Annotated in this window: 20 protein-coding genes and 1 tRNA gene; 6 read left to right on the top strand and 15 right to left on the bottom strand. The window is 59.9% G+C overall.

Annotated elements, in window-relative coordinates; all coding sequences use genetic code 11:
• Positions 1-34: 34 nt before the first annotated feature.
• Positions 35-1,435: a D-serine/D-alanine/glycine transporter gene (gene cycA, locus ACJ8IL_RS17835; protein ID WP_043141829.1), complete on the bottom strand. Its 1,401-nt coding sequence runs from the start codon at positions 1,433-1,435 to the stop codon at positions 35-37.
• A 349-nt stretch (positions 1,436-1,784) separates the two neighbouring features.
• On the opposite strand from cycA, the gene ACJ8IL_RS17830 reads away from it, so the two are divergent.
• Positions 1,785-1,860, top strand: a tRNA-Lys gene (locus tag ACJ8IL_RS17830).
• Between the two features lie 220 nt (positions 1,861-2,080).
• On the opposite strand, the gene ACJ8IL_RS17825 is transcribed toward ACJ8IL_RS17830, so the two are convergent.
• Positions 2,081-2,584, bottom strand: a complete 504-nt coding sequence (locus ACJ8IL_RS17825; protein ID WP_173889920.1) for a DedA family protein — start codon at positions 2,582-2,584, stop codon at positions 2,081-2,083.
• Between the two features lie 74 nt (positions 2,585-2,658).
• Positions 2,659-3,972, bottom strand: a complete 1,314-nt coding sequence (locus ACJ8IL_RS17820; protein WP_025302337.1) for an MFS transporter — start codon at positions 3,970-3,972, stop codon at positions 2,659-2,661.
• Between the two features lie 384 nt (positions 3,973-4,356).
• On the opposite strand from ACJ8IL_RS17820, the gene ACJ8IL_RS17815 reads away from it, so the two are divergent.
• Positions 4,357-4,659 carry a putative quinol monooxygenase gene (locus ACJ8IL_RS17815; RefSeq protein WP_147823345.1) on the top strand — a complete coding sequence of 101 codons (303 nt, stop codon included), beginning with the start codon at positions 4,357-4,359 and terminating at the stop codon, positions 4,657-4,659.
• A gap of 111 nt (positions 4,660-4,770) precedes the next feature.
• On the opposite strand, the gene ACJ8IL_RS17810 is transcribed toward ACJ8IL_RS17815, so the two are convergent.
• The 7 genes from ACJ8IL_RS17810 to ACJ8IL_RS17780 all read right to left on the bottom strand — a co-directional run bounded on the left by ACJ8IL_RS17810 (position 4,771) and on the right by ACJ8IL_RS17780 (position 11,863).
• Positions 4,771-5,331, bottom strand: coding sequence for a hypothetical protein (locus tag ACJ8IL_RS17810; RefSeq protein WP_147823346.1), 561 nt, complete (start codon positions 5,329-5,331; stop codon positions 4,771-4,773).
• Positions 5,315-5,881 carry a GNAT family N-acetyltransferase gene (locus ACJ8IL_RS17805; RefSeq protein ID WP_043141821.1) on the bottom strand — a complete coding sequence of 189 codons (567 nt, stop codon included), beginning with the start codon at positions 5,879-5,881 and terminating at the stop codon, positions 5,315-5,317. Before ACJ8IL_RS17805 ends, ACJ8IL_RS17810 begins: the two co-directional genes overlap by 17 nt.
• A 123-nt stretch (positions 5,882-6,004) precedes the next feature.
• Positions 6,005-6,724 carry an enoyl-CoA hydratase-related protein gene (locus ACJ8IL_RS17800; protein WP_060432846.1) on the bottom strand — a complete coding sequence of 240 codons (720 nt, stop codon included), beginning with the start codon at positions 6,722-6,724 and terminating at the stop codon, positions 6,005-6,007.
• Positions 6,717-7,889, bottom strand: coding sequence for an MFS transporter (locus tag ACJ8IL_RS17795; protein ID WP_043141814.1), 1,173 nt, complete (start codon positions 7,887-7,889; stop codon positions 6,717-6,719). Before ACJ8IL_RS17795 ends, ACJ8IL_RS17800 begins: the two co-directional genes overlap by 8 nt.
• Positions 7,886-9,097: a 5-aminolevulinate synthase gene (gene hemA / locus ACJ8IL_RS17790; protein ID WP_015377390.1), complete on the bottom strand. Its 1,212-nt coding sequence runs from the start codon at positions 9,095-9,097 to the stop codon at positions 7,886-7,888. The genes ACJ8IL_RS17795 and hemA overlap by 4 nt, the downstream gene beginning before the upstream one ends.
• Before the next feature lie 15 nt (positions 9,098-9,112).
• Positions 9,113-10,324 carry an acetyl-CoA C-acyltransferase gene (locus ACJ8IL_RS17785; protein ID WP_060432848.1) on the bottom strand — a complete coding sequence of 404 codons (1,212 nt, stop codon included), beginning with the start codon at positions 10,322-10,324 and terminating at the stop codon, positions 9,113-9,115.
• Between the two features lie 9 nt (positions 10,325-10,333).
• On the bottom strand, positions 10,334-11,863 hold the full coding sequence (locus ACJ8IL_RS17780; protein ID WP_197780655.1) for a 3-hydroxyacyl-CoA dehydrogenase NAD-binding domain-containing protein: 1,530 nt from the start codon (positions 11,861-11,863) through the stop codon (positions 10,334-10,336).
• A gap of 334 nt (positions 11,864-12,197) precedes the next feature.
• On the opposite strand from ACJ8IL_RS17780, the gene ACJ8IL_RS17775 reads away from it, so the two are divergent.
• The 3 genes from ACJ8IL_RS17775 (at position 12,198) to ACJ8IL_RS17765 (ending at position 14,381) form a co-directional block, all read left to right on the top strand.
• Positions 12,198-12,914, top strand: coding sequence for a LuxR family transcriptional regulator (locus ACJ8IL_RS17775; protein WP_025302346.1), 717 nt, complete (start codon positions 12,198-12,200; stop codon positions 12,912-12,914).
• A 180-nt stretch (positions 12,915-13,094) separates the two neighbouring features.
• Positions 13,095-13,523, top strand: a complete 429-nt coding sequence (locus tag ACJ8IL_RS17770) for a universal stress protein (RefSeq protein WP_025302347.1) — start codon at positions 13,095-13,097, stop codon at positions 13,521-13,523.
• Positions 13,524-13,700: 177 nt separating this feature from the next.
• Positions 13,701-14,381, top strand: coding sequence for a hypothetical protein (locus ACJ8IL_RS17765; protein WP_025302348.1), 681 nt, complete (start codon positions 13,701-13,703; stop codon positions 14,379-14,381).
• Between the two features lie 45 nt (positions 14,382-14,426).
• Here the strand turns inward: ACJ8IL_RS17765 and ACJ8IL_RS17760 are convergent, their stop codons facing one another.
• The 4 genes from ACJ8IL_RS17760 to ACJ8IL_RS17745 are packed head-to-tail and all read right to left on the bottom strand — an operon-like array spanning position 14,427 to position 19,662.
• Positions 14,427-15,440 (bottom strand): Ldh family oxidoreductase, encoded by a 1,014-nt coding sequence (locus tag ACJ8IL_RS17760; protein ID WP_442516709.1) that lies wholly within the window; start codon positions 15,438-15,440, stop codon positions 14,427-14,429.
• A gap of 20 nt (positions 15,441-15,460) precedes the next feature.
• Positions 15,461-17,026, bottom strand: coding sequence for an APC family permease (locus ACJ8IL_RS17755; RefSeq protein WP_025302350.1), 1,566 nt, complete (start codon positions 17,024-17,026; stop codon positions 15,461-15,463).
• Positions 17,027-17,070: 44 nt separating this feature from the next.
• Positions 17,071-18,687 carry an aldehyde dehydrogenase (NADP(+)) gene (locus tag ACJ8IL_RS17750; protein WP_442516708.1) on the bottom strand — a complete coding sequence of 539 codons (1,617 nt, stop codon included), beginning with the start codon at positions 18,685-18,687 and terminating at the stop codon, positions 17,071-17,073.
• A gap of 54 nt (positions 18,688-18,741) precedes the next feature.
• The gene (locus ACJ8IL_RS17745; RefSeq protein WP_049204282.1) at positions 18,742-19,662 is read right to left on the bottom strand and encodes a dihydrodipicolinate synthase family protein; all 921 of its coding nucleotides are present in this window, start codon (positions 19,660-19,662) and stop codon (positions 18,742-18,744) included.
• Between the two features lie 29 nt (positions 19,663-19,691).
• Between ACJ8IL_RS17745 and ACJ8IL_RS17740 the strand changes: the two genes are divergently transcribed.
• Positions 19,692-19,862, top strand: a complete 171-nt coding sequence (locus ACJ8IL_RS17740; RefSeq protein ID WP_153266251.1) for a hypothetical protein — start codon at positions 19,692-19,694, stop codon at positions 19,860-19,862.
• Between the two features lie 9 nt (positions 19,863-19,871).
• Here ACJ8IL_RS17740 and ACJ8IL_RS17735 read toward each other — a convergent pair whose 3' ends face one another.
• Positions 19,872-20,726, bottom strand: coding sequence for an AraC family transcriptional regulator (locus ACJ8IL_RS17735; protein ID WP_025302353.1), 855 nt, complete (start codon positions 20,724-20,726; stop codon positions 19,872-19,874).
• Positions 20,727-20,753 lie beyond the last annotated feature (27 nt).

The following is a 20,753-nucleotide window of genomic DNA, read 5'->3' as shown; positions in this document are numbered from 1 at the left end:
AAGAAAGGGGCGGAGAGATCCGCCCCTTTTTGCATCACGCGGTTTTCTTCTTGCGCAGGAACACGTAAGACAGGCCGAGCACGATGAACCACAGCGGGGTGACGATCAGCGCCTGGCGGGTGTCTTCGCGCAGCGACAGCAGCACCAGCACGAACACGAAGAACGCCATGCATACCCAGCACATCAGCTTGCCGGCAGGCATCTTGTAGATCGATTTCTGGTGCAGCGCCGGGCGCTGTTTGCGGTAAACCAGATACGAGCACAGGATGATGGTCCAGACGAACATGAACAGAATCGCCGATACGGTGGTCACCAGGGTGAAGACCGTCATCACGTTCGGGATCAGGTAAATCAGCACCACGCCGCCCAGCAGGCAGATGCAGGAGAAGGTGAGGCCGTTGGCCGGCACCGCGCGCTTGGACAGGTTGGCGAACGATTTCGGCGCGTCGCCTTCCTGCGCCAGCCCGAACAGCATGCGGCTGGTGGAGAACACCCCACTGTTGGCGGAGGAGGCGGCGGAGGTTAGCACCACGAAGTTGATCACGCTGGCCGCGGCCGGCAGGCCAATCAGCACGAACAGTTCAACGAACGGGCTCTTGTCCGGCACCACGGAGTTCCACGGCGTCACCGACATGATGACGATCAGGGCGAACACGTAGAACATGATGATGCGGATCGGAATCGAGTTGATGGCGCGCGGCAATGACTTCTCCGGATCCTTGGTTTCCGCGGCGGTAGTGCCCACCAGCTCAATGCCGACGAAGGCGAATACTGCGATCTGGAAGCCGGCGAAGAAACCGCTGATGCCTTTCGGGAACATGCCGCCGTCATTCCACAGATGGGTGAATGAGGCCACGGTGCCGGTCGGCGATTGGAACTGCATGGCGATCATCACCAGCCCGGCGACGATCAGCCCGACGATGGCGACGATTTTGATCATCGCAAACCAAAACTCCATTTCGCCGAACATTTTCACCGTCGCCAGATTAAGGCCGAGCAGCAACAGCACGCACAGCAGTGAAGCAATCCACTGTGACAGTCCGGGGAACCAGAACTGGGCGTAGGCGGTGATCGCCACAACGTCGGCGATGCCGGTGACCACCCAGCAGAACCAGTAGGTCCAGCCGGTGAAGAAACCCGCCCACGGGCCGAGCAGATCCGCGGCGAAATCGCTGAACGATTTGTATTCCAGGTTAGACAGCAGCAGCTCACCCATGGCGCGCATCACGAAGAACAGCATAAAGCCGATGATCATGTACACGAAGATGATCGAAGGGCCGGCCAGGCTGATGGTTTTACCGGAGCCCATAAACAGACCGGTGCCGATGGCGCCGCCGATGGCGATCAGTTGAATATGTCGGTTAGTAAGGTTTCGCCGTAGATGATCTTCTGAAGCGGGCGTCGCGTCAGTCGCTATTTTAGAGTGATCTACCATCTGATGATGTCCTGTTTTACCTGTCATTAGTGAAGTCGTGAGCTCTGAAGTGGCTCTTTTTTATACATTTATCCGGTTGGTCCGGCTTTAGTAAGGTAGTGCAATAACGCCACCTTTGTGCAACATGTTTACAACATTTATACGTGGGATAAAAGTCGATCAATCTTTACACGGAGGAGGCAAATCGGACGTTCAGGGAGCGGAAGATTACTCTTCAAAAGGTGGGATTAACAGACCTTATGCGGCTTATCTCGTTGATTAAACAAAGAGTTGTAAAAATCGCATGAGAAAAAGTAATGAGTGGAAGCGTTTGACAGCGGCACTGGCGAGGAGGACAATTTATCGCGTTGGGTCGTTAGCTCAGTCGGTAGAGCAGTTGACTCTTAATCAATTGGTCACAGGTTCGAACCCTGTACGACCCACCAACCAAATCAGCGTGTTACGCACAGACTTTTCTCTGTTTTTTCCCTCATGGCGCCGTTTTAAGCGCGCATTCTGCAAAAAAATTCGCATTTTTCGACTGATGTTCAGAAAGGTGATCTGGCGCAAACTGCGATGTTGCACCGTACTTTATACGGCAAGGGAGGCTGTGCGCTGGCGCAACGTCGGCGCAGGGATGGGGTATTTGCCCAAGAATCTTTCAGGTCAAGAAGCGGGGAATAAATGCGCGGCCGACATCAAGAGGAGTGCCCAAACGGCGGCTGAAAGCGCGGCGGTGGCATAGACGTGCCTCGCCGGCAGTTGCAGCATGCCGGCCATCAGCGGCACGGTGTAGCGCATCACCGCCAGGAAACGCGAGGCGAACAGCAGCGGTAGCCCGCGCTTTTGCAAGGAACGTTGCGCTTTGTGCAGCGGAGTGTGAAAGCGTGCCGGCAGCCGGCGGCCAAGATCGTGGCGGCACAGCAGCGCGCCGCCGTGGAACGACAAGATCGATCCCAACGTGGCGCCGAGGGCGATGGCCGCCCAAACGGCACCGAGGGGCAGCGTGTGTTTGCCTGCAAGGATGCCTACCAGCAGCGTCACCGAGGCGGGCGGCAAGGCGGAAGACACCACGATCACGGATTTTCCCAGCGCGAACAGGCAAATCAGCAGCAGCAACATCTCCGGTTCCGGGCTGTATTTAGCGATAATGTGCGTCAATTCATCCATTTCATACCTGCGGGGGAGAGGGCTGAGTGCCAGTGTCCCATCCGCAGGTTCAATAATGGCTAAATAACGCGCCGCTATCCGGCAATCTCTGCGTCTTGCTTGCTCACGTCGGCGCGCCGGTTTCTGAGCGCCCACAACAGCGTGGCGCACAGCAGTGAAAAGGCGGCCAGCACCAGCGGCCCGGCATGCGGGCTGTGAAAACGCTGTTCCGCCTCCGTGCGGATCAGCGGGGCTAAGAAGCTGAATGCGGCGCCGAGCGTGGTGCAAAAACCGATGCCGGCCGCCAGCGCCGGGCCGGTGAGCACCTGCGCGGGAAACGTCCAGAAAATCGGCTGTACCGCCAGGAAACTGACTGCGCAGCAGCTCAGGGCGACGATAGCGAGCAGAGGGCCGGCATAGGAAGAAACGACCAACCCCAGCGCTGCCGCGACCATGCACCCCACGGCGATCGGTAATCTTCTGGCGGTTTTTCTGTCGGCATAGCGCGGCAGGAAATAGACGCCCAGCGCGGAGAACGCCCAGGGAATGGCGGCCACCAGCGAGGCCTTGAAACCGAGATGGGTGCCCATCAGCGAGGCGACCTGCGACGGCAGGAAAAACATCAGGCCGTACACGCCGATTTGCAGGGTGCCGTAGATCAACGCCAGATGCCAAACGGTGCCGCTTCTCATTGCCGCTTTGACGCTGCTGGTTTCAGTCTGCTGCTGTTCGTCAGCCAACTGTGTGACCAATGCCGTGCGTTCTTCCTCGGTCAAAAAGCGAGCCTGCCGAGGGTTATCGTCGAGATAGAAAAAGGCGAAGACGCCGAGGGCGACGGCCGGCAGCCCTTCCAGCACGAACATCCAGAACCAGCCGGGTTTACCCAACACGCCGTGCATCTCCAGCAATGCCCCCGACAGCGGTGAGCCGAGCGTCAGGGCCGCCGGCACGCCGAGCACGAAAATGCCAATGACCGAGGCGCGCACCTTATTGGGAAAATAGATCGACGCCAGCAACAGGATGCCAGGGTAAAAGCCGGCTTCGGCGATCCCCAGCAGAAACCGCAGGATGATAAATTGCTGTTCGTTGGTCACCAGCCCGGTACAGGCCGACAGCGCCCCCCACAGTGCGGTGGTGGCGCTAAGCCAGCGTTTGGCGCCCCAGCGGTTCATCAGCAGATTGGCCGGGATGCCGAACAGCGCATAGGCGGCAAAAAATATCCCGGCGCCCAATGCGAAGGCGGATTGCGACAGCGCGATGTCGATAGCCATCGCGTCCTTGGCAAAGCCGACGTTAACCCTGTCGATAAACGCGATGAAGTACATGGCGAACATCAAGGGCACCAGTCTGCGCCAGGTTTTGCGGATGGCGGCGTTGAGCGCTGGAACGGCATAGGTGGCGTGATTCACTGGCGATAACCTCTCTTCTGAGAATGACAAGCGTCGGTCATAAGGACCGTCCTGGCGCCGTTGCCCTCAACACGACGGTCACAGCGGATTTTTTTCGTGAGCCTTAAAGGTCTAAAGGACTAATGGTCAGGCCTTTAAGGGCGAAAAAAATGCCGCGTATCGGGTCGGCAGGTTGATGCAGACATCACCATAGTGAATGGTGTGTTGCTTTTTTGTTAATCAAACGTTCACACAGGGCTATGGCGCGTTCAAGCGTTTTGATCGAGATCTGTGTGCGTTATCACCGAATTGGCAACCCGGTGATAGACCTGGAGCAGGGCGCTTTCATCTCGGGAGTGAGGACGATAAGGTGAAGCACGGCAAAACAGAATGCAGGAGCGCAACATGCTGAAGGTCATCGCTGAAGATTTTATCCATCCGGAACACATTGACACCGTTATGCCATGGTATCGCGAGCTGGTGGCGAAAACCCGTCAAGAGCCGCTGTGCATCAGTTATGAACTGTGCATCGACCAGCAGGATCCCGGGCACTTTATTTTTATCGAAAGCTGGCCGGACCGCGCCGCCCTGGACGTGCATTGTCAGACCGAGCATTTCACCCGGCTGGTGCCGCAGATCAATCAGTATCAGCGCAAGCCTTGCACCTTCCTGTTTATGCAGGCGTTTCCTGAAACAGGCGATAAATAGGCGAAAAAATCCCCGCAGGGGGCGGGGTCAATGGCTTCTCACTACTATCTTGTTGTGATTAAAAAATAGGCTGATAATGATTTTCATTCTCTAAGAATGCTCTTAAATGAATCAGCTTGGTGAATGATTCACTACCCGCTTTTCGCTGGCGGTTTTAATGGCGCGCAGCATGCGGCGTCTTATCAACCCGCTCACCAGGCGAATAGCATACCAATACGGGGTAAACCGCCGCCGGCTGGCGTCGTCGGGGCAGAAGATGCGCGTTTCCGTCACCAGACGGCAGCGCCCACCCTCGAGGGGACTCACGACATACCCCAGCGCCAGTTTGGCGACGCCGGGCTGAGCGAAGGCCAGAAAGCCCGCTCCGTCAGCGACCTGCTCCAGACCGTACTCAGCCTGCCAAAAGCGGCCGATCAGGCCATAGACCAACGCGCTGTCATCCTGCTCAAGCAGGCAAAAATTATGCAGGCCAAACGGCGGCGGGCTGGGCTTATCGCGTGGCATCAGCCGCGCGGGCAATTCGCGCAGCGCTATCATGCTGCGGAAGAAACGATCGTGCTTGGGATCGTAGGCGGCCACGGCCGCCAGGATCCGAGCCTGCGGCGCGGCGATGGCGATCGCATGCCGTTCCGAGAACTGGTATTGCCCAAGGTATTTATTCAGCAGCGTCATGCCTTGCATTCTCCCGCCATTCGCTTTGCAGCAGGGCAAAGCCGAATTCGTCGCCCCATGCGCCTTTGAAAAACACGTTTTGCCGCCAATAGGCCTCGCGGCGAAAACCCAACTTGCCGAACAGCGTGGCGGCGCCAAGATTACGCGTGTCCACCACCGCAGTAATACGGTGCTTCGCCAACGGCCCGAACAGCAGAGCGATGACGGCGCTCAGCGCCTCGCGCGCCAGCCCTTGCCGCTGGTGGCTGGGCGCGAAGGTCACGCCCAGTTCAGCCTGGCGCCCCTCATCGAAGAAATGCACCGCGACATCGCCGAGCAACGCGCCGTCCTCACGGCGCTCGACCGCCAGCTGGAACCAGCTGTCGTCACGGTTGAACGCGAGCTGCCGTTGCCGTTCGAAAAAGGCCTGCGCATCGGTGGCGCTGTAGTCGCTCCAGCTTTGATAGCGCGCCACGTCAGGGTGACTGCGGTAGGCGGTAAAGTGGGGCAGATCGTCGGCCGTGAACGGGCGCAGGATCAGTCTGGGGGTCTGCAGAGGCAAAAGGCGCATTATTTTTCCTTATCAGCGCATTAGGACTACCGGCAGTGTAACCCAGCGCCGAGAGGCGGGCTGCGTAAAATGAGCGGTGGAGGACAAACGGGAAATGCCGGTTCAGACGAACCGGCAGGGGCATTATCGGCGGGCGGCGGCCTGACGCAGGCGCTCGACCGGGCCTTGTTGAAAATCGAATGAGGGGGCTTCTTGCCGTGCCAGCCCCTGGCGCACGATGGCCTTCACCGCTTGGCTGGCAGCAAGATCTTTTCCGGCGATCTGTTCGGCGATGCGCAGCGCTTCTTCCCGGGCCGTCCCCTCGCTGATACGGGAAATGGCGCCGTGTGACAGCGCCTCCTGTGCGCCGACGGTTCTGCCGGTCAGCAGCCAGTCGAGCGCGACATAGGGGGAGATACGCGTCGGCAAGCGCGCGCACCCACCTTGTGCGGCGACTAACCCGAGCCCGGTTTCGGGGAAGCTGAAGCGTGCGTTCTGGCCGGCGACGAGCAGATCGCACGCCAGCGCCAGCTCAAATCCGCCTCCGTACGCGATGCCGTCAACGGCGGCGATGATCACCTTGGCAATCTGTGCATGGATCAGCCCGCCAAACCCCTCCGGCGTGACGATGGGCAGTTCACCCTGATGAAAGGCGTTGATATCCATGCCGGCGGAAAATACCGCCGGGTGGCCGGCCAGCACGATCGCTCGCACCGAGTCATCGTTATCCGCCCGCCGCAGGTAGGTGCGGATCAACTCGGCCATCTGCAGGTTGATGGCGTTCTTTTTTTCCGGCCGATTAAGGGTGATGACCGCAACCTGCGCGCCATGGCGCTCATAAAGCACCGGAAGAACTTCACTCATCGCTGGCTTCTCCCCGGAAAAACAACAGCGTCAGCAGCAGGGCGATGGCGCCGAGCGGCAGCGAAAACAGCGGCAGGTAATAGGCCGGCAACGCGTAGAGCGTCAGGCCGCCCAGCATCCCGCCCGCCGCGATGCCGGCGTACAACACCGAGCTGTTGAGCGACACGGTCAGCGCGCCAAAGCGTTTCGATAGCGACAACAGGTGATGCTGGATCGGTACTAGGTACATCCAGCCGGTAATGCCCCAGACGAGGAAGATGGCCAGTACCCACCAGGGCGAGGTGACATAAAAGGCCAGCAAAAACAGAGACAGCGTCTGGATCGCCACGGAAAACAGCAGCACGAACTTGCTGCCGAGGGCATCGGTTAACGCGCCGGAGGCAAAATTGCCGATCACCGCGCCAATGCCGAACACCAGCAACGCGAGGGGCAGGATCGCCTCAGGGCCGAACTGGGTGTTTTTCAGCAACACGCTGACGTAGCTGTAGACGATGTGTTCCGAGCAAACGGCAAAAAAGGTGATCAGCAGCGTAGTCAGCACCGCCTTTTGCCGCAGCGGGGCGAGCCGCTCTTTCAGCGAATGCTTGCCCGATGGCGCAATGGCGCGCAGCGCCAACGACAGGCCCAGCAGCGCAATCGCCCCCAGCAGGGCGATGAACAGAAAGATTTCACGCCAGCCGATCAGTTTGGCGAGAAAGGTACCGAACGGAATGCCGAGCGCAATAGCCAACGTCATGCCGCCATAGACGATGGAAATAGCCAGGCCGCGGCGTTTTTCCGCCACCAGTCCCACCGCGGCGGCGGCGGCCTGCGGCGTGTAACAGGCCGCCCCCAATGCCGCCAGCACTCTGCCGAACGCGATCTGCAGATAGCTGGTGGCCCAGGCGCAGGCCAGGTTGCCGGCGATGAACAGCACCAGCGCCAACTGCAGGATATGCTTGCGGTTGACGTTGCCCAGCAGCCAGGCGGTGAGGGGGGCGAACAGCATATAGGCCAGCGCGAATACCGATATCAACTGCCCCGCTTGCGCGGGGCTGACGGCAAAGGTGTCGGAAATATCGCTGAGTACGCCGGCGACGATAAAAGCGTCGGTGCCGATGGCGAAGGTACCGGTCGCCATCAGGCAGAGCGTGATCAGATGGCCGTTATAATCCGCTAACTTCATCCTGCCCTCCGCAGATCGTTCGCTGCCCAGACCCGGCCTAGTGCCGCCAGGAAGGTCTCCACGTCGGCATGGGAATGTGCCGAGGTCGGCGTTACCCGTAGTCGCTCGCTGCCTGCAGGCACCGTCGGGGCATTGACCGGTTGCACGTAAATATCATGCTCATCGAGCAGCACTTTACTGATGTGTTTGTTGCGGTGCGGATCGCCGACCAGCAGCGGCAGGATATGGCTGTCTGCCGACACCAGCGGGATGCCGGCGGCGCGCAGGCCGGTTTTCAGGTGATCGACGATCGCCAGCAGGTGCTTGCGCTGGGTGTCATGCTCGAGGTTGTATTTAAAACTGGCCAACGCGGCGGCTACCACCGGCGCCGGTGACGAGGTGCTGAAGACGAATGCCGGCGCCCAACTGCGCACCGCTTCCACCACCGAGCGGGGCGCGGCGATATAGCCACCCGCCGCACCGTAAGACTTGCCGAATCCGCCTTGGATAATAGTGATTTTATCCAACAGGCCCAGCTGTTCGGCATAGCCCAATCCCCGTTCGCCATACACGCCGGCCGAATGAATTTCGTCGAGATAGGTCAGCGCCTGATACTGTTCCGCCAGCGCCACGATCTGCGCCAGGGGAGCAAAGTCACCGTCCATGGAATACAGCGACTCGAAGGCAATCAGCTTTGGCCGCGCCGGATCGGCGGCCTGCAGCAGCTCGGCGAGGTGTGCTACATCATTGTGGCGGAAGATTTTTTTCTCCGCTTTACTGTAGCGAATCCCGTAAATCATCGAGGCGTGATTCAGTTCGTCGGAGAACACGATCAGATCGGGAATGGCGTCGCACAGGGTGGATAAGGTGGCGTCGTTGGCGCCGAAACCGGTGGTGAACAGCAGCGCCGACTCTTTGCCGTAGGCGCTGGCCAGCAGCGTTTCCAGCTCGCTGTGGTAGACCGAGGTGCCGGAAATGCTGCGGGCGCCGCAGGTGCCCAGCCCGACCCGGTTAACCGCGTCGGTGGTGGCCAGCAGCACTTTGGGGTGGTGGCTCATTGCCAGATAGTCGTTCGAGCACCAGACGTTGAGACGGCGCTCGCCGTGGTGCCCGTGGCTGGTGGCCCAGGGTTTGTCCTGCACGCCGCGTTCAAGGTTGAGAAACTCGCGAAAACGCCCCTGTTTTTTGGTTTCCGCCAGCTTTTCTTCAAGAATGTTCAGTACGCTCATCGTATGTTCCTTGTGTTAAACGGCTTTAAGGTTTAATGACAGGCCCTGACCGACGCCGACGCACATCGTCACCAATGCGTTGCTTGCCTGTCGGTCGCGTAATTCCAGCGCCGCCGACAGCACCAGGCGCGCACCGGACATCCCCAGCGGATGACCGAGCGCGATGGCGCCGCCGTTCGGGTTGACCCGCGCGTCGTTGGCGTCGATGCGCCAGTGTTTCAGCGCCGCCAGAACCTGTGAGGCGAACGCTTCGTTAATCTCGATGATGTCGAAGTCGTTCAAGGTGAACCCGCCGCGCTGCAGTAAGCGCTCGGTGGAGGCGATCGGCCCCAGCCCCATCAGCGCCGGTTCAACGCCGGCGGCCGCGCTGTCGCCGATCTCCGCCAGCGGTTGCCAGCCCTGGCGTTTCACGTAGCGACCGGAAGCCAATAGCAGCGCGGCGGCGCCGTCGTTGATGCCGGAAGCATTGCCCGCCGTGACCGAACCGCCGGCGGAGAACGCCGGTTTCAGCGCCTGCAGCTGTTGCAACGTGCTGAGCCGGGGAAATTCATCCTGCGCGAATGTGCGGGTGTTTTTACGATCCGCCGGCACGTCCACGGGCGTGATTTCCCGCGCCAGCCGGCCGCTGTCGATCGCCCGGCGGGCCTTTTGCTGCGAGGCCAGCGCGAACAGGTCCTGTTCCTCGCGTGAGATATGTTGCCGTTGGGCCACGTTTTCCGCCGTGATGCCCAGCGGGTCGCTGCCGTAGCGCTCCGCCAGCCGCGGATTGACGAAGCGCCATCCCAACGTGGTGTCATACAGCTTCACGCCTTTGTCGAACGGCGTTTCGCCCTTGCTCAGCACATAGGGTGCGCGGCTCATGCTTTCCACACCGCCGGCCAAAACCAGTTCGCTAAGACCGCTGCGGATTTTCGCCGCGGCGTAGATCACCGCATCCAACCCGGATGCGCAAAGGCGGTTGAGGGTGATGGCCGGCACCGACGGGTCCAACCCGGAAAGCAGTGTTGCCATGCGAGCGACGTTGCGGTTGTCTTCGCCGGACTGATTGGCGCAGCCCAGAACCACTTCGTCCAGATTCGCTTCCGCCGCCGGATGGCGCTGCAGCAGGCCGCGAATGATCGTCGCCGCCATGTCGTCGGGGCGGGTATGCGCCAGGCTGCCGCCATAGGCGCCGATCGCCGTGCGCGTGCCGTCGATCAGATAAACGCCGTCATCGTTAATGTTCATCATGGCTCCTCAAGGCGTGGTCGTCAGCGCCGGTTGCGCGGCGTGCAGAAGGGTGTAATGCGGCGCATAGCGCGCTGCGTGCAGCAGCTGCGCCAGATTGCTCAGCGTCGTCCTGACGTTTTTCTCCCCCAGTTTGCCGAGCCAGTCGAAAATGCCGCCGGCGTAGTTAACGCCCGCGACGGCGGCGACATCAATGTCTTCCCGGCTGCAAACGCCGCTTTCCACCATGATCACCGACTCATTGATCAGGCTGCTGAGGACACGAGCGACGATCAGCGCCGGGGAGTCTTTGATAAATTCAACCTGCGGGATCGCAGTGTGCAGCAGGCGTAAAAACAGCGCCTTATTGGCCGCAGAGGCATAGCGATTGTGCGCCGCAACCAGATACGCCGTGTCGGCGTAGTTCAGGGCGATGTCGACCACAAAAGCGTCAGCCGTCGTCTGCTCGGCTAACTGGCTCGCCGTGCGGCCATCGGTGATGCTGACGGTGAATGCGTCATTGATCTGGACGGCCGGCCCCAGGCTCGCTAAGGCCGGCCGTTGTTCCACGCGCAGCTGTGGCCACTGACGTGCGGCTCGCTGTTGCAACAGGGTAAAAAAAGGGTGTTCGCCGTAAACGCGCAGCGTCTCGACGTCTGCATCGATGGCGGCCGTCACTGGCGGGGCGGTTTCTTCGGCGGTAAAATAGGAGCGGCCGTTCTTTTTCCCCAACAGACCGGCATCGACCAGCGAACGCTGCAGATGGCCGGGGGTATAGCGCGGGTCGTATTGCATGTCCTGCCAGATTTGCCGGCTGACCTGATAGTTGATGTCCTGGCCGATAAAATCGGTCAGCTCGAGCGGCCCCATGCGGAAGTGTCCGCCGGCCTTGAGGGCACGGTCGATCTGCGGCGCGCGCGCCACGTGCTCTTCCAACAGGCGGAACCCTTCCAGGTAGTAGGGGCGGGCCATGCGGTTGACGATAAACCCCGGCGTGGCCTGACAGACGACATCGCGTTTCCCCAACGCGGCCACCAGTTGACGGCAACGTTCCGTGGTGGCGTGTGCGGTAAAGTAGGCCGGGATGATTTCAATCAGTTTCATCAGCGGCGCAGGGTTGAAAAAGTGCAAACCGATAAACCGCTCGCTGTGCGTCACCGCGGTTGCCAGCTTGTTAAGCGACAGTGAGGAGGTATTGGTGGCGATCAGCGTATCGGGCTTGACCACCGCGGCGATGGCCGCCAACACCTCAAGTTTGGTTTGTTCATGCTCGGCGATGGTTTCTATCACCAACTCGCTGTCGGCGATAGCCACAAGCGCCGTCGAGAACACCAGATTGGCCAGCACTGAGCTTTTATCCTGCAGCGCGATCTTGCCCTGTTCGACTTTCTTGTTCAGGTCTTGCGCGATATATTCGCGAGCCTGATTGAGGGTATTGCCGTTGCGATTATAAAGCACCGTACGAATGCCTTTTTGCGCGAAAAGATAAGCGATGCCTCTGCCCATCGTTCCCGCGCCGATAATCGCAGCCGATTGAATTGCCGCATTACTTTCTGCCATAGAAAATCCCCGTCACTGTATGCCATGCGAAATTCGCAAATGCTTATTATCTCTTTGGATTTACGGCGGCACCGGGTGCCTGTTTGGAAAGTAATTGGCGGTGTCCTGGCTGTCTAACGGTAGAAATGACAGGTTTACGTCCTGAAGGGATTATGCTATTCGCGTAGTTTTCCTGTTCGGCGCAATAAAAAGGCTTATTTTGAGGGGAATAGCTGTTTTCGTTATAGCGTTGGTATTTTTTATTATATGAAACGGCTACTGGCGCCGGGCGGCGATATTCTATAGTGAGTCTGACCTATCGATAATCGGCATCGCTATATGGAGAACCTGCGTTATGGATACCCGCACTCAACGGCTCATGGCGGAGGTGATTGGCAGCCTGGCCGATCGCGAATGCTTTCTGACGCAACTGGGGCCCTGCGCCGAGGCGTTGGGGTTTGATTATTTCTCCTACATCGTGTTTTCCTGTTATCCGGCCAGCCGCCCCAAGATGCTGATCGAAGGTAATTTTTCAGCAGAGTATCTCGAAGATTATCGGCGGCAGCGGGTGTATTTGCAGGATCCGGTCATTGAGCGCGCTCACCATTCCACGCTGCAGTTCCAGTGGGACGAACGTTTTTATCACGATCGGCCGACGCTTTGGCGACGTATGGCGCAGTTTGGCCTGTGCGCCGGTTGGTCGCAGTCGGTCAAGGATTGCTATGGCAGGCTGGGGATCCTGACGTTTGCCGGCACAGCGCTACCGGAGCAAACGCCACAAGCGCGTGCGGCAAATGAAACCTTTTTCCTTTGGCTGGCGCAAACCGCCCATAAAACGCTGCGTGAAGCCTTGATATCGGTGAACGACGACGCGATAAAAGACGTGCTGACGCTGCGCGAAAAAGACATTTTACGCTGGTGCAGCGAAGGGAAAACGGCGGAAGAGATCGCGCTGTTGATGGGGGTGAGCGAGCGCACGATCAATTTCCACATAGGCAACTCGATTAAAAAACTTTCTGTCGCCAATAAGACCGCCGCCACCGCCAAAGCGGTTTATTTACAGCTGATTTAATCTCGAGAAATAAATAATTAATCGCCTATCCGTTATCGGTGTGATGTTTATATTTTGTTAAATTAAAAGCTATCCTTATCAGTATTTACCCCCCGATCACAAAAGCGTGATAAAGCGATTCACCGCGCCCGTACGCGGCAGTATTCTGTTGGCACCCGGTTTACATAGAAAGGATGTGATATGTACAAGACTATTTTAGTGCCGATCGATATTGAAGAGGATCTGTTGACCGAGCATGCGCTGAAGCATGTGGAATATTTGGCGAAGATGTCCGGCGCTAAAGTGCATTTCTTCCATGCGCTACCGGATGCCTCGGCTTTTGTTACTGCCTATTCGTTCGGTCTCAAGGAATTTGAGAATCAGGCGGAGGTGAAGGCGGTGGACAAACTGAAGAAAATCATGTCGGAAATCGATCTGCCGTTGGATCGCCTTAATTACACCGTCAGCTTCGGTTCTGCGCGCGATCAGGTGTTGGAACTGGCGGAAGAGATCGACGCCGACCTGATCATTATCGGTTCACGGCGCCCGAGCGTGAAAACCTATCTGCTGGGATCTAACGCCGCCGCCATCGTTCGCCATGCCAATATTTCGGTGATGGTGGTCAGATAATCCCTCTTAAGCCCACCGTTTTCGGGCGCGCTCTGCGGTTGCCGGTCTGCGGCAGAGCGTGCCTTGCGTTTTATTGCCATCTCAGTGTGAGCTGCTACGATTTTAGCTGACGTTTTTATGCCACCCGGGTCACCGGCCTTGCGCATATTCTTCATCTCAGCCAGAAGAGGGGCAGCTATGCCATTAGAAGTCGATGGGATCATTAGAGGCGATCGGGGCAGTGAACCGAGCCGTTGGCAACATGCGTCAACCAAACCGCTTATCACGCTGACCTGGCATCACACCATTCCTTGGAACTGTTTGCGTAATGTCTGGAATGGTCTGGTGGCGGGGCAGCATTGGAACGCGCTGGACGAGTTTATGAACCTGATCGGTGTGCCAAACCGTGCCGAGGTGATCACACAGATCAAGAATAAAAACCTGCAGGATCGCGATGGATTACACACTCTGGTGACCTGGCAAGGATGGAACATCGTCGAGGGGCCTGGTAATGAGTATCGTGCGCAGGGGGACGATCCCGGTGAAAACTTCGACGGTTGGTCGGGTAAGGGGATGAGCACTAATCAGCAAGCGACGCTGCAGCAGGTCAACGTGTTGTATCAGGTGATGGCGCCGCTGGGAAGCCGTGCGCTGGACGCCGCCAGACAGGCGCCGAACATTTCTGCGGAAGAAGCGAGCGTCTTGCAACGGACGATTAAACAGACCCGTCCAACGTTGCGAGGAAAGGAACCGATCCGGTGGCAAGAAGACATGTGGCATCAGGTGCAGCCGGGTAAAGAGGCGAAACACTTCGCCCGTTGGGACACCAAACCGGTGTGGCGCAAGCGCCTGCACAGCGATCTGGCTCAGGCTGGATAAGCCTTTCCCCGCGCCGGGTTGCCGGCGCGGGGCATCAATCCGGCGCTAATCGCACAGCGCCATTATTTCGTCGTACAATGTCCTGGGAATTTCCACGCCGTATTGCTCGCTCTGCCGCCGTTGTCGATAACGCCGCTCGCCGGGGATGCGTGCGCCTTGCGCCTGCATATCGGCAAACATCGCTTCTGCTCCGGCGAAATATTTCGCCTTATCCGCACCGAGAAAACGCTTGGGATCCAACGCGATGATCAACTCACCGCCGTAAGGCGACGAACCGGTGCCGTTGTCATAGGCCAGCGATTCCTTGCTGGTCATATCGCCGATCAGCGGCCCTGCCAGCAATTCAACCATCGCCGCCAGCGCCGAGCCCTTATGCCCACCGAAGGTCAGCATCGCGCCCTCCAACACGCTGGCGGCATCGGTGGACGGATTGCCTGCCTTATCAATGCCCCAGCCTTCAGGCAGCGGGGTGCCAGCGCGGTGGTGCAGTTCGATTTCGCCGCGCGCCGCCGCGCTGGTGGCCATATCGAATAAAAACGGCGGCCGATCCGGGCGTGGCCAGCCGAAGGCGATGGGGTTGGTGCCAAACAGCGGACGCGAACCGCCGGCCGGCGTCACCCACGCGTGGCTGGGTGTGCAGGCTAAGGCCACCAACCCCTGTTCGGTTAGCGGTTCTATGTCGGCCCACAGCGCGGAGAAATGCACGCAGCGGTTGATCGCCAGCGCGGCGATGCCATTGGCGCGCACCTTACCGATAAAGGCCGGCAGAGCGGTGCGGTAGGCCAGCAGGGAAAACGCGCCGCCGGCGTCGGCACGCAAGATGGCCGGCGCCTGGTCGAACAACTTGGGTACCGCATCGGCAGAGACCTTGCCTACCCGCAGCGATCGCACGCAGCCCAACAGCCGGTATAAGCCGTGAGAAGCGCAGCCGTCGCGTTCGCCCTGGGTGACATTTTGCGCCACCGCTTCGGCATGTGCCTGATTGAAACCGTTGCTGCGCAGCGTACGCAGCGCCAGTTGATAAGCCTGTTCCAACGACAGAACGTGCATGGATGTCATCTCGATGTCCCCCCCTGGGTTCATTCTTCTTCATCGCCGATAAAATTGGCCTGGGGTAAACAGGTATAGGCGCCCCAGTAGTAAATCGCCAGCGCAATCACCGCCATGGTGAAGGTGTCCCACGGATGGGCAATGGCACCGATGCCGCCGAAGCTGCTGAGGTAGGAAAGCCCGATCACCAGCGCATAGAAGACGATCAGCCACAACGAGGACCAAATTTGCTGCCGAAGGCTAACGGCGTGGGTCGGCACCTGATTTTTGAACAGGATATAGATGAAGAACATCAGGATCTGCAAGCCGAGCAGCCAGGAGACGGTGTCCCAGCCGGACCAGAAGACGATCAACGCCGAAATGATAAACGACAGCGGGCCGAGCACGCAGAAAGCGCGCACCCGGAACGGACGCGGCATATCGGGCGCATTGCGCCGCAGCCCGGCGGCGGTGACCGGGGCGATGGCGTAGCTCAACACCAGTGCGGCGGACACCACGCCGATCAGCTTTTCCCAGGACGGGAATGGCAGCGTCCAGAATACCGAGAGAGCGAAGGTCAACCACAGCGCCGGACGCGGGATACCGGACTCGCTATCCACCCGGGTGAACAGTTTGAAGAAGGTGCCGGCGCGCGCCCAACCGTAGATCACGCGAGGCGTGGCGTTCATATAGATGTTGCCGGTGCCGCTCGGCGAAACGATCGCGTCGCTGACTACCAGAAACGCCAGCCATCCCATGCCCAGCGTGATGGCGATGTCGCGGAACGGGAGGGAGAACTGTTGGCTGATGCCGGCCCAGCCACCGCTTAGCATCTCGCTAGGGATACTGCCGAGAAACGCTATCTGCAGTAGCACATAGATGATGGTGGACAGCACCACCGACAGGATCAGCGCGATAGGAATGGTGCGCTGCGGCCTTTGCACCTCGCTGGCGACTGAAATGATCGGCGTCAGGCCGAGGTAGGCGAAGATGATGCCGCCGGCGGAAATGGCGGCCTCAACCCCGGCGGAACCGAAAGGGGCAAAGCCCTGGCTGTGCAGGTTTTCCGGTTTGAAAAAGCTGAACAACACCACGATCACCAGCAGGGGCACCAGAAACTTCAGCACGCTGATCAGGTTATTGGATTTGGCGAAGGTTTTGACGCTGTAGTAGTTGAGCGCGAAGAAAAAACACAGCAGCGCCAGCTGCACCAGCCAGCCGATCGCTGTTGGATCGCCGGACCCCGGCTGGCTGAGGAACGGGAACCAGGCGGCAGCGTACTGCCGGGCGGCGACGACTTCGATGGCGATCAGGCTGGAGAAGGCGATCAGCGTGATAAACCCCAGCAGATAACCCATTAGTTCACCGTGCGAGAATACCGGATAGCGAATGATGCCGCCGGCGCGCGGCAGAGCGGCGCCCAACTCGCAGTAGACGATGCCGAGCAGCAGCACCGCCAGGCCACCGATCAGCCAGGAATAGATGCCGGCCGGGCCGGCGATGGAGGAGACGTGGCTGGCGGCGAACAGCCAACCGGAGCCGAAGATGGCGCCCAGACCAATGAACGTCAGATCGGTGAGCGTAAGCTGCTTCTTGAATTTGCCTTGGGTTGTCATGGTATTACCCTTTTGTTATTGAGTGGCAGGCAGATGCGGCCGGGCTAATGTTGGGCAGGTGAAACCAGGGGATCTCGGGTGTAAGCGCCGTTAACCAGTCGCAGCAGGTTGAGCGGGTTGGCGTCCTGCAGCGCCGGCGGCAACAGCGCCGCAGGGGTGTTTTGCAAACAAACTGGCCGCAGGAAACGCTCGATCGCCAGCGTGCCTACCGAGGTGCCGCGTGCGTCGCTGGTGGCCGGGTAAGGGCCGCCGTGTACCATGGCGTCGCACACTTCCACCCCGGTCGGGTACCCGTTGAATAGTACCCGACCGGCTTTGCGCGCCAACAGTGCCGTTAGCCCGGCGGCCATATCGAGATCGTCGTCGTCCGCCAGCAGCGTGGCGGTCAACTGGCCTTGCAATGCCGTTAGCGCCGCATGCAGCTGCGCTTCGTTATCCATCGCCACCAGGATGCTGGCCGGGCCGAAGACCTCCTGTTGCAGCAGCGGGTCGGCCTGCAGCAACAGCGCCTCCTCCGCCTGATAAAGCTGCGCCGCCGCCCGAAGAGCAGGCGTTTCGCTTCGGCCTGCCAGCCGCCGCATACCCGGGTGGGCATCGAGGGCCGCCAGCCCGTGACGGTAGTGCTCCAGGGTGCCGGCATTCAGCATCGGCTGCGGCTCGGCGGCGTTGACCAGGGCGCTCATCGTTTCGGTTAACCGATCGAAGGCGGCGCCGCGCAGCGCGACGATCACGCCGGGCTTGGTGCAGAACTGACCGCAGCCGAGCGTGAAGGAAGAGACCAGTTCCTGCGCGATGTGCTGCCCGCGCCGCGCCAGCGCCTTGGGCAGGATCATTACCGGGTTGATGCTCGACATTTCGGCGAAGACCGGAATAGGTTGGGGACGTTGCATCGCCAGATCGAACAGCGCCCGGCCGCCTTGCAGCGAGCCGGTGAATCCCACCGCCTGAATCGCCGGATGTTGTACTAAATCGGCCCCCACGCGGTTGCCGAAGAGCATGTTGAAGACGCCAGAGGGCATCCCCGTGCGTTCCCGTGCGCGCTCGATCGCCTGAGCGGTTAGCTCGGCGGTGATCATATGGCCGATGTGTGCTTTGAACACGACCGGGCAGCCGGCGGCGAGCGCGGCGGCGGTATCGCCACCCGCGGTGGAAAACGCCAGCGGGAAGTTGCTGGCGCCGAATACCGCCACCGGGCCGAGCGCCGTGCGGTATTGACGCAGATCGGGGCGCGGCAGGGGGGAACGCTGTGGCAGCGCGCAGTCGATGCGTACGCCCTCGACATCGCCGCGCCGCAGCAGCGTGGCGAACAGCCGCATCTGACCGCTGGTTCTGGCGCGTTCGCCGCTCAAGCGCGCCGGCGGCAGGGCCGTTTCCTGTGTGGCGAGGGCGAAGAAGGTTTCGTCCAAGGCCTCTAGCTCCTCGGCGATGGTGTCCAAAAAGTTCGCGCGTTGCTCGGCGCTGAGTTGCGAATAGGGCACAAAGGCCGTGGCAGCGGCTTCGGCGGCGGCGGCGGTTTCAGCCGCCGTGGCTTGGTGGAAGCGGTAGCCGGTCGGCTGACCGTCGTCGGCGCGCAGGCTGAGCAGCGCAGCTTCCCCTGCGGCGCGGCGCTGGCCGCCGATAAATTGTTGGCCGCTGATGGCGACGTGGCGTTCGTTGGGCATGGATTCCCCCGGTAAATAAAGAGCGACGCCCGGCCTGGCCGGGCGGTGAAGGCATTACAGGCCGACGTTCGGCAGCGCCGGACGAGTGGCCAGCGCTTTATCGATCACGGCATTGATCTCGGTGAGCGTTTCCCCCTGCAGCGCCAGGCGCGGTGGGCGAGTGACGGCGCTGCCGCGGCCAACCCGCTGTTCGCAGAGCTTGATGCATTGCACCAGATCGGGGCGGGCATCGAGGTGCAGCAGCGGCATGAACCAGCTGTACAGCGCCAATGCTTCCTCATAGCGCTTTTCCTTAGCCAGACGGAACAGGGTTTCCCCTTCGCGCGGGAAAGCATTGGACATGCCGGAGATCCAGCCTTGCGCGCCGACGGCGATGCTTTCCAGCACCACATCGTCCAACCCGGCGAACAGCACGAAGCGATCGCCGACTTCGTTGCGTAGGTCGATAAAGCGGCGCGTATCGCCCGAGGAGTCTTTGAAACACACGATGTTCTCGCAGTCGACCAGCGAGGTCAGGATGTCGGGTGTGACGTCATTTTTGTAAATGGGGGGGTTGTTGTAGACCATGATCGGCAGATCGGTCGCGCCGGCGACGCTGCGGAAGTGTGCGGCGGTTTCGTGCGGCTTGGCGGAATAAACCAGCGCCGGCATCACCATAATGCCATCGACACCGGCCTTTTGCGCTTCACGCGCCATGTTCTGCGCGAAGGCGGTGGTGAACTCGGCGATGCCGGCGATCACCGGCACTTTGCCGTCGGCGGCGTCTCTCGCCACTTCGATCACCGCCAACTTTTCCTGCATCGTCATCGAGGTGTTTTCACCGACGGTGCCACACACCACCAGACCGGAGACGCCGTCGCGCACCAGGTTTTTGATCACCGTATGGGTGGCGTCGAGGTCCAGAGAGAAATCGTTGCGGAACTGGGTCGTCACCGCCGGGAATACGCCGCTCCAGCTTATGGCTTTATGGCTCATAGTGTTTGTCCTGTCGTCCGAAAGTGTTAATGAAAAGTGAATCTTTAGTAAGGCTCACCGACAGATTGACCGGTATTGCGCAGGGAGGCTTGACGCTTTTCGCCGATTGCCGCGACGAAATTGGCACAATGGCGGCGGAAAGCGGGCATGAAAAAAACCAGGCGCCGGTGCGCCGTGAAGAGAGGGAGGTAACCAGGTAAATCAGCGCGTTAAGCGGAAAGCGTCAGGCGGAAATCGCGCGGCGTGGAGCCGGTCATCGCTTTGAACTGACGGCTGAAGGCGCTGTGATCGGTATAGCCGCACTGTAGCGCGATGTCGGTGATTGGCAGATCGCCGGCCAGCAGTTCCGTGGCCTTTTCCAGCCGCACTTTATGGATCATCTGGCGCGGGGTGAGGTGGAAGATACGTTTGCAGTAGCGTTCGATCTGCGCCACCGACAACCCGGTCAGCGCCGTCAGCTCTTCAAGCGCGATCGGTCGCGCGTAGTGGCGGCGGATATGCACGTCGATCGCCGCCAGCCGTTGGTAGGCCGGGTGATTGGCCCTGGCCTCCTGCAGGTCGTGAGAAATACCCGCCATACCGATGATTCTTCCCTGCGCGTCATACAGCGCCAGCTTTTGCGTCAGGCACCAGCCGGTTTCTCGGCCATTGTACAGGTGCATCTCCAGTTGATCCTGGATCAGCACGCCGTGGCGCAATACCCGCAGATCCTGCTCGGTGTAGCCGGATCCGAGCTGAGCGGGAAAAACGTCGGCGGAGGTCTTGCCCAGCAGCGGCGTGACGGTTTTGAAACCGCAGCGCTTGGCCAGCGTGAGGTTGGCCAGCAGGTAGCGAGCCTGGGCGTCTTTGATAAAGAACACCACGTTCGGGATCGCGTTCAGCAACGGCGCGATCAGCGCCAGCGTATTCAGCAGATCGCGCAGGTTGTTCGGGCGCTGTTGCGCCAGTCCGTCGCACAGACGCGACAGATGTTCGACGGCAAAAACGTCCTCCTGCTCCGGCAACCCAACAAGCGAAGGCGGCGAGAGAGAAACCGGAGGCTGATAGTCTGAAGTGGATCGCATAACAGTCCCTTTTCGGTCGTTAGCCGG

This window comes from Serratia sp. CY47444, from assembly GCF_052168635.1.
In the GTDB taxonomy this organism is placed as follows: Bacteria; Pseudomonadota; Gammaproteobacteria; order Enterobacterales; family Enterobacteriaceae; genus Serratia; species Serratia bockelmannii.
This window is presented reverse-complemented; position numbering and strand designations above follow the sequence as displayed.

Bases quoted from the DNA above. Each gene is read 5' to 3' on its own strand.
- cycA (WP_043141829.1), bottom strand. From the start codon at position 1,435: ATGGTAGATCACTCTAAAATAGCGACTGACGCGACGCCCGCTTCAGAA.
- ACJ8IL_RS17825 (WP_173889920.1), bottom strand. From the start codon at position 2,584: ATGGATGAATTGACGCACATTATCGCTAAATACAGCCCGGAACCGGAG.
- ACJ8IL_RS17815 (WP_147823345.1), top strand. From the start codon at position 4,357: ATGCTGAAGGTCATCGCTGAAGATTTTATCCATCCGGAACACATTGAC.
- ACJ8IL_RS17810 (WP_147823346.1), bottom strand. From the start codon at position 5,331: ATGACGCTGCTGAATAAATACCTTGGGCAATACCAGTTCTCGGAACGG.
- ACJ8IL_RS17805 (WP_043141821.1), bottom strand. From the start codon at position 5,881: ATGCGCCTTTTGCCTCTGCAGACCCCCAGACTGATCCTGCGCCCGTTC.
- ACJ8IL_RS17800 (WP_060432846.1), bottom strand. From the start codon at position 6,724: ATGAGTGAAGTTCTTCCGGTGCTTTATGAGCGCCATGGCGCGCAGGTT.
- ACJ8IL_RS17795 (WP_043141814.1), bottom strand. From the start codon at position 7,889: ATGAAGTTAGCGGATTATAACGGCCATCTGATCACGCTCTGCCTGATG.
- hemA (WP_015377390.1), bottom strand. From the start codon at position 9,097: ATGAGCGTACTGAACATTCTTGAAGAAAAGCTGGCGGAAACCAAAAAA.
- ACJ8IL_RS17785 (WP_060432848.1), bottom strand. From the start codon at position 10,324: ATGAACATTAACGATGACGGCGTTTATCTGATCGACGGCACGCGCACG.
- ACJ8IL_RS17780 (WP_197780655.1), bottom strand. From the start codon at position 11,863: ATGGCAGAAAGTAATGCGGCAATTCAATCGGCTGCGATTATCGGCGCG.
- ACJ8IL_RS17775 (WP_025302346.1), top strand. From the start codon at position 12,198: ATGGATACCCGCACTCAACGGCTCATGGCGGAGGTGATTGGCAGCCTG.
- ACJ8IL_RS17770 (WP_025302347.1), top strand. From the start codon at position 13,095: ATGTACAAGACTATTTTAGTGCCGATCGATATTGAAGAGGATCTGTTG.
- ACJ8IL_RS17765 (WP_025302348.1), top strand. From the start codon at position 13,701: ATGCCATTAGAAGTCGATGGGATCATTAGAGGCGATCGGGGCAGTGAA.
- ACJ8IL_RS17760 (WP_442516709.1), bottom strand. From the start codon at position 15,440: ATGACATCCATGCACGTTCTGTCGTTGGAACAGGCTTATCAACTGGCG.
- ACJ8IL_RS17755 (WP_025302350.1), bottom strand. From the start codon at position 17,026: ATGACAACCCAAGGCAAATTCAAGAAGCAGCTTACGCTCACCGATCTG.
- ACJ8IL_RS17750 (WP_442516708.1), bottom strand. From the start codon at position 18,687: ATGCCCAACGAACGCCACGTCGCCATCAGCGGCCAACAATTTATCGGC.
- ACJ8IL_RS17745 (WP_049204282.1), bottom strand. From the start codon at position 19,662: ATGAGCCATAAAGCCATAAGCTGGAGCGGCGTATTCCCGGCGGTGACG.
- ACJ8IL_RS17740 (WP_153266251.1), top strand. From the start codon at position 19,692: ATGAAAAGTGAATCTTTAGTAAGGCTCACCGACAGATTGACCGGTATT.
- ACJ8IL_RS17735 (WP_025302353.1), bottom strand. From the start codon at position 20,726: ATGCGATCCACTTCAGACTATCAGCCTCCGGTTTCTCTCTCGCCGCCT.